At 64.6% G+C, this 6,512-nt stretch carries 7 protein-coding genes; 5 read left to right on the forward strand and 2 right to left on the reverse strand.

The genetic code is table 11. From position 1 onward, the window contains the following. Nucleotides 1-80 precede the first annotated feature (80 nt). The 5 genes from AC0QTX_RS06935 to AC0QTX_RS06955 all read left to right on the forward strand — a co-directional run bounded on the left by AC0QTX_RS06935 (nt 81) and on the right by AC0QTX_RS06955 (nt 4,524). The gene (locus tag AC0QTX_RS06935; protein ID WP_474603094.1) at nt 81-1,622 is read left to right on the forward strand and encodes a CYTH and CHAD domain-containing protein; all 1,542 of its coding nucleotides are present in this window, start codon (nt 81-83) and stop codon (nt 1,620-1,622) included. A gap of 73 nt (nt 1,623-1,695) precedes the next feature. Next, the gene (gene yihA, locus AC0QTX_RS06940) at nt 1,696-2,361 is read left to right on the forward strand and encodes a ribosome biogenesis GTP-binding protein YihA/YsxC (protein ID WP_474603095.1); all 666 of its coding nucleotides are present in this window, start codon (nt 1,696-1,698) and stop codon (nt 2,359-2,361) included. After that, on the forward strand, nt 2,358-2,726 hold the full coding sequence (locus AC0QTX_RS06945) for a DUF423 domain-containing protein (protein ID WP_474603096.1): 369 nt from the start codon (nt 2,358-2,360) through the stop codon (nt 2,724-2,726). Before yihA ends, AC0QTX_RS06945 begins: the two co-directional genes overlap by 4 nt. A gap of 76 nt (nt 2,727-2,802) precedes the next feature. Beyond that, nucleotides 2,803-3,708 (forward strand): acetylglutamate kinase, encoded by a 906-nt coding sequence (argB, locus tag AC0QTX_RS06950; protein ID WP_474603097.1) that lies wholly within the window; start codon nt 2,803-2,805, stop codon nt 3,706-3,708. A 78-nt stretch (nt 3,709-3,786) separates the two neighbouring features. Then, a complete protein-coding gene (locus tag AC0QTX_RS06955) occupies nt 3,787-4,524 on the forward strand; it encodes a pyrimidine 5'-nucleotidase (RefSeq protein ID WP_474603098.1) in 738 nt (245 codons plus the stop codon). Nucleotides 4,525-4,587: 63 nt separating this feature from the next. Here AC0QTX_RS06955 and AC0QTX_RS06960 read toward each other — a convergent pair whose 3' ends face one another. After that, entirely contained in the window at nt 4,588-5,091 is a 504-nt protein-coding gene (locus tag AC0QTX_RS06960) for a YciE/YciF ferroxidase family protein (protein ID WP_474603099.1), read from the reverse strand. A 104-nt stretch (nt 5,092-5,195) separates the two neighbouring features. Then, entirely contained in the window at nt 5,196-6,383 is a 1,188-nt protein-coding gene (locus AC0QTX_RS06965; RefSeq protein WP_474603100.1) for a DNA recombination protein RmuC, read from the reverse strand. Nucleotides 6,384-6,512 lie beyond the last annotated feature (129 nt).

The following is a 6,512-nucleotide window of genomic DNA, read 5'->3' on the forward strand; positions in this document are numbered from 1 at the left end:
TTGGAGATGGGGAGCGCGCCGTCATGTCTTCCGTCTGTCACACTTCTATATCAAGCCTCGACGGAACACGGTGATGGACAATGAGCGCCTCCAACCAAAGATCGAAGCTTGATCCGGGATCGGACGCACTGCGCGAGATCGAGCTGAAGCTGGAACTCGCCTCGGGGGCGGCCGAGGACCTGCTCGCGCATCCTCTTCTGGACAAGGCGCGTCCTCTCCCCAAGCAGAGCGGACGGCTTCGCGCGGTCTATTTCGACACAAGTGATCGTGCCCTGCACCGCGCGGGCATCAGCCTGCGCATCCGCCGCCGGAACGGCAAAGCCATCCAGACCATCAAGGCCGAAGGGCCCCACAAGGGCATCGCCATGGATCGCGGCGAGTGGGAGACCCCCGTCGATGGCGAACTCGACCTGTCCGCCGCGGCCGGCACCCCTCTCGAAAAGCTCATCGCGGACGAGGCTCTGCTCGCAGGCATCAAGCCGGCCTTCAGCGTCGAAACGGACAGGAAGGCCTTCGAGGCCAAGTTCGAAGGCGCCGTGATCGAGGTGGCTCTCGACCGGGCCAAGGCGTCCGATGGGGACAAGGCCGTCACCTTCTCGGAAATCGAGCTCGAACTGCGGCAAGGCCATGCCGGCGCCCTCTTCGCCCTCGCCCGCCGCCTGAGCGAGGCGGCTGCCTTAAGGCTCTCGACGGTGGCGAAATCCGAGCGCGGCTACCGCCTCCTCGAGGAGAGAAGCCCCCGCCCCTACCGGGCCGAGAAGATCGCGCTCTCGAAGGATGCAGGCTGCGCCGATGCGTTCCGGATCATCGCCCGGTCCTGCCTTGTCCAGATGGTGCAGAACGAAGCCCTGGTGCGGCTCACGCGGGATCCTGACGCCCTGCACCAGATGCGCGTGGGCCTGAGGCGCCTGAGAGCTGCCATCTCGCTGTTCAGAAGCCAGCTGCTGACCGACTCTGAGAGTGCCGAGATCCGGGACAACCTCCGCTGGGCCGGGCAGGCGCTGGGCGCTGCCAGGGATCTCGACGTCCTCATCGAGCGGCTGCGCGCCCTCGAAGACGGGGAGCCGGACCCGGCCCAGCTGGAGGACGTCGAGCGGCACCGGGAGGAAGCCTACAGGGAGCTGCTGGAGACCCTCGAATCCCACCGCTTCATGGACGTGGTCCTGCAAACGGCCGCCTGGATCGAGGCCGGAACCTGGTCGCATTCGAGCGAGCAGGGACGTGAGGAAGCGCGCGATCGCCCCGCACGAGATTTCGCCCGGTCGGAGCTCTTGCGCCGCTTCAAGCGCATTCGCCGGCTCGGGAAGCACCTGCGGGAAGGCAGCGACGAGGAACGTCACGAACTGCGCATCCGGATCAAGAAGCTGCGCTACGGCACCGAATTCTTTGCCTCGCTCTTCCCCTCCGGCAAGGCGAAGAAGCGGCGCAAGAGCTTCTCGGGCATCCTGGAGGATCTTCAGGAGCGCCTCGGCGAATTGAACGATCTCGCGGTCGGCGGCTCCCTGGCTCTCCCACTTCCGGCCATGTCTCCCAAGCGCCTGGAGCGGCAGCGGGAGAAGCTTCTCGACAGGGGCGAGGCGGCTCTGAGAGCACTCTCAAAGGCTGAGCCCTTCTGGCTGTGAGCGCGCCGGGCTCATCGTGCCGAAATCCGCCGGGTCCCTTGAACAATGCGATGCGAGGGCCGATAAGAGCCCCATGACCGAGACAAGCCCCCCGAACCAGGACATCGATCCCTTCCTCGAGATCGGCCGCAAGCTCTTCGCCGGCGAAGCGGATTTCATCTGGGCCGCCAATTCCCTGAAGAACCTGCCGCCCATGAGCAAGGTGGAGATCGCCTTTGCCGGGCGCTCCAACGTGGGCAAATCGAGCCTCGTCAACGCGCTCACCGGGCGCAACACGCTCGCCCGCACCTCGCATACGCCGGGCCGGACCCAGCAGCTGAACTTCTTCACCATCAACGACCGCTTCCACCTCGTCGACATGCCTGGCTACGGCTTTGCGGCCGTCGAGAAGCAGAAGGTGGCGGCCTGGACGCAGCTGATCCACGATTATCTGCGGGGACGGGCGAGCCTTGCCCGCGTTTATGTGCTGATCGACGCCCGCCACGGGATCAAGCCGGTGGACGAGGGGGTGCTGGAGACCCTCGGCACGGCCGCCGTCTCCTATCAGGTCGTGCTGACCAAGGCGGACGAGCTGAAGCCGGGCGAGCTCGACAAGCGCATGGCCGACACCCTGCAGAAGATCGAGAAGCGGGCCGCTGCCTTCCCGGAGATCCTGCCCACCTCCAGCCGCACCGGCTTCGGCATTCCGGAGCTGCGCGCCGGGGTTGCGCGGCTCCTGAGCGAACGGGGCGCGGGATGACCCTCGCCACCCGGATCCTTATCGCTCTGGCCTCCCTGTCAGGGCTCCTCGGCGTCGGCCTCTCGGCCGCCGCCGCCCATGTCACCGGGGGCAGTCTCACGACGGCAGCGCAGTTCCTGCTCTTCCACGCCCCGGCCCTGCTGGCACTCGTCGCCCTGATCGCTGTCGGTGCCGTGAACCCGATGCTGGGGCAGATCGCAGGCTATGTGCTGGTGCTTGGGCTTGTCCTGTTCTGCGGCGACCTCTCCCGCCGCGCCTTCTCGGGCGTAGCTCTGTTTCCAAGGGCAGCTCCTGCGGGCGGCATCGTCCTGATGATCGGGTGGTTGCTGGTGGGCATTTCTGCCTTCCTTCGCGTGAGAGCCTGAAGTCCCTGTTTGCAGCGGCGCCTCCTTCGGCTAGAAGGCAGGCCGTTTGATCCTGATGACCGCGCCGGAGTCGCTCATGTCCGATCCGTCCACGCCCCTTCCCGACGTCCATGTGCAGGCCGAGGTGCTCGTGCAGGCCCTGCCGCACATGCAGCGCTACGACCAGCAGGTGGTGGTGATCAAGTATGGCGGCCATGCCATGGGCGACCGGGCGGCGGCCGAGGACTTTGCCGAGGACGTGGTTCTCCTCGAGCAGTCGGGCATCAAGCCCGTGGTCGTCCATGGCGGCGGGCCGCAGATCGGAAAAATGCTCGAGAAGCTCGGCATCAAGTCCGAGTTCAAGGGCGGGCTTCGCGTCACGGATGCGGCCACTGTCGAGGTGGTCGAGATGGTGCTCGCAGGCTCCATCAACAAGCAGATCGTCGGCTGGATCGGCGCCGAGGGCGGCAAGGCCGTGGGTCTGTCCGGCAAGGACGGCAACATGGTCATGGCCCGCAAGGTCACCCGCACGGCTGTCGATCCCGATTCCAATATCGAGAAGGTGGTGGATCTCGGTTTCGTCGGCGAGCCCGAGCAGGTGAACCGGGAGGTTCTGGACCAGGTGCTCCAGGCCGAGCTGATCCCGGTGCTCGCTCCGGTGGCGATCGGCCAGGACGGCCAGACCTACAACGTCAATGCGGATACCTTTGCCGGCGCCATCGCGGGCGCGCTGACGGCCAAGCGCCTTCTCCTGCTCACCGACGTTCCAGGCGTTCTCGACAAGAACAAGAACCTCATCCCCGAGATGACCATCGAGGATTGCCGCCGCCTGATTGCGGACGGCACCATCACAGACGGCATGATCCCGAAGATCGAGACCTGCATCTATGCCCTGGAGAAGGGTGTGGAGGCAGTCGTCATCCTCGACGGCAAGGTGCCTCATGCGGTGCTGCTGGAACTGTTCACGGACCACGGCGCCGGAACGCTGATCCGGAGAGGGTAAAGCCCTTCCCGAAGCGGCAGAGAACGCTTATATTTCGATCAGTGGGGCCGCACGGCCCCATTGTCGTCTTTGGAATCCATGAACGCCAAACCAGCCATCGAGAGCCACCTGTCCTCCGCCGATTCCCGTCCCTTCTCGCATGTGGAGACGTGGGTTTTCGACTTGGACAACACCCTCTATCCGCACACCTCGCGGGTCTGGCCGCAAATCGACCAGCGCATCACCCTCTACATCAGCGAGCTCTTCGGGCTCGATGGGCTGTCCGCGCAGGCGCTGCAGAAGTATTTCTATCACAAATACGGCACGACCCTCAAAGCGCTGATCGACGAGTACGACATCGATCCGACCGACTTCCTCGACTTCGCCCACGACATCGACCACACCGACATCGAGCTGAACCACAGCCTGGGTGAGGCGATCGAGCAGCTGCCCGGCCGCAAGCTCATCCTGACCAACGGCTCGCGCAAGCACGCGGAGAACGTGGCGAGGAAGATCGGAATCCTCGACCATTTCGAGGACGTCTTCGACATCGCCGCTTCCAACTTCGTGCCGAAGCCCGAACGGCGCGCCTATGAAATTTTTCTCGACAGGCACGGGGTGGAACCCTCCCGCTCGGCCATGTTCGAGGACATCGCCAAGAACCTGACGGTGCCGCACGAGCTCGGCATGACGACCACCCTCATCGTGCCCAAAACCCTCGATCCGTTCCGGGAGAGCTTCGAGCAGGAAGCCGTCCAGACGCCGGACATCGACTACATCACCAACGATCTGGCGGATTTCCTGCGCGCCTATGCGCTGCCGCAAAAATCCAAGTAATCCCTCGGCAACGAAAAATGGCCTCCAGTCGGAGGCCATTTTCTATTTTCGAGAGACGAGGGCTTATGCAGCCTGCGTGTTGATCTTGCTCTCGGCGATCCGGTTGAGCTTCTGGTCGGTGGCCTTCTCCTGATCCAGAATCTGGTGCAGGACGCTGGCGCAATCGTCGCGGCCGAGCTGCTTGGCCCAGGCCACGAGGGTGCCGTAGCGGGTGATCTCGTAGTGCTCCACGGCTTGAGCGGCAGCCAGCAGGGCGGCATCGAGAACCTGCGGGTCCGAGATCTCGCCGGAAATCTCCTGCGCCTCGTCGATGATGCCGTCGATCGCCGGGCAGGTCACGCCCTTCGGATCATGGCCGTGCATGCGGAAGACCTGCTCGACCATCTGGATCTGCTGCTGGGTTTCGCCGAGATGGGTCTGGAACGCCTGCTTCAGCTGGGGGTCGGTGACCTGTTCGATCATCTGCGGCAGAGCCTTCGTGATCTGCTGCTCGGCGTAATAGATATCCTGCAGGGTGTGGATGAAGAGGTCATCCAACGACTTGATGTCCTTCGACAAAAGGCCCATAGCGCAATCCTTCCCGAGTTCTGAGGTATGCCAACATGCGAGCGCCATCATTTGCTTGGCGCATCGTACAGCATGGGGAGAACGTTGCGGGCGGAACGCGGTTCCTAATCGACCGCCCGAAGATTGCGGCCCTGGAGGCGCAGAAGCTCGGCGCGGGCTCCCGCTTCGCCTTCTTCGAATTCGAGGGTTTCTATTTTTTGGCCGCGTTTCACGATCTTGTCGGCCGACACCCGGATCTGGGAGACGTCGTCCTGCGCCTGCCGGAAATGGGCGTCGAGCTTCGCCACACGGGAATCCAGCCGCTCCACATCCTCCAGCAGCTTCTGCACCTCGATCTGGATCACCCGCGCCTCCTCCCGGATGCGCGCATCGCGGACGAGGGCCTGCATGACCTGAATGGCGAGGGTGAGGAGGGACGGCGAGACGATGACGATGCGGGCGCGATGGGCCTTCTGCACCACATCGTCGAAATGCTCGGCGAGATCAGCGTAGATCGACTCCGCCGGCACGAAGAGCAGGGCGATGTCCTGAGTCTCGCCGGGGATCAGGTATTTTTCCGCAATGTCCTTCACGTGGACGAGCATGTCGTTCCGCACTCTGCTCGCCGCGCGGCTGCGGGCCTCGTCGCCTTTGGCTTCGCGGAAGAGGGTAAAGCCCTCCAGCGGGAACTTGGCGTCGATCACGAGGCAGCGCTCATCGCCCGGCAGGCGCACGAGGCAGTCGGGCCTGGTGCGGTTGGAGAGCGTCGCCTGGAACTCGAACGCGCCCACGGGCAGCCCGTCGCGGACGATGGCCTCCATGCGCCCCTGGCCGTAGGCGCCGCGGGTCTGCTTGTTCGACAGGATGTCCTTCAGACCCACGATCTCGCCGGTGAGGTTCGTCAGGTTCTGCTGCGCCGCATCGATGACCGCGAGACGCTCGTTCAGCTTGGACAGGTTTTCGGATTGGTGGCGCGTGGAAGACTCCAGACCCTGGCCGACCCGGTGCTGCAGCCCGTCGATCCGCTCCGAGATCATGCGCACGAAGTCGCTCTGGCGGGAACCGAACACCTCCGCCATGGTCCGCATCCGGCCCGTCATCTCGGATTGGATCCGGGTGAGCTCCGCCACCTTGTCGTCCATCTCCCGCGCCCGCTCGTCCGCGATCATCGCTTCCATCGCCCGGTCCCGTCGGGTCCTCAGGAGCAGCACGGTCACGAGGAGCAGGAGAAAGAGGCTCAGGCCCGCCATCCCCAGGACGATCTGCCCCCAGGTCAGGGGAGTCTGGCCGAGGATCAGGACGACATCGTTCATGAAGGTCAAGGTTCCGGTTGATGGATGCATCCGAACACAAGTGCCTCGGGGGGGGAGAGGGGGGGGGACCCTCTTCCCCCCGCCCCCCCTTCCCACCCCCCCCCCATCCCCCCACCCCACACACCCCCA

The sequence above is a fragment of the Microvirga sp. jy35 genome, assembly GCF_056148915.1.

What these genes read in the sequence shown, in the direction of transcription:
- AC0QTX_RS06965 (WP_474603100.1), bottom strand. Translation starts at nt 6,383, where the DNA reads ATGAACGATGTCGTCCTGATCCTCGGCCAGACTCCCCTGACCTGGGGG.
- AC0QTX_RS06945 (WP_474603096.1), top strand. Translation starts at nt 2,358, where the DNA reads ATGACCCTCGCCACCCGGATCCTTATCGCTCTGGCCTCCCTGTCAGGG.
- AC0QTX_RS06935 (WP_474603094.1), top strand. Translation starts at nt 81, where the DNA reads ATGAGCGCCTCCAACCAAAGATCGAAGCTTGATCCGGGATCGGACGCA.
- AC0QTX_RS06955 (WP_474603098.1), top strand. Translation starts at nt 3,787, where the DNA reads ATGAACGCCAAACCAGCCATCGAGAGCCACCTGTCCTCCGCCGATTCC.
- argB (WP_474603097.1), top strand. Translation starts at nt 2,803, where the DNA reads ATGTCCGATCCGTCCACGCCCCTTCCCGACGTCCATGTGCAGGCCGAG.
- yihA (WP_474603095.1), top strand. Translation starts at nt 1,696, where the DNA reads ATGACCGAGACAAGCCCCCCGAACCAGGACATCGATCCCTTCCTCGAG.
- AC0QTX_RS06960 (WP_474603099.1), bottom strand. Translation starts at nt 5,091, where the DNA reads ATGGGCCTTTTGTCGAAGGACATCAAGTCGTTGGATGACCTCTTCATC.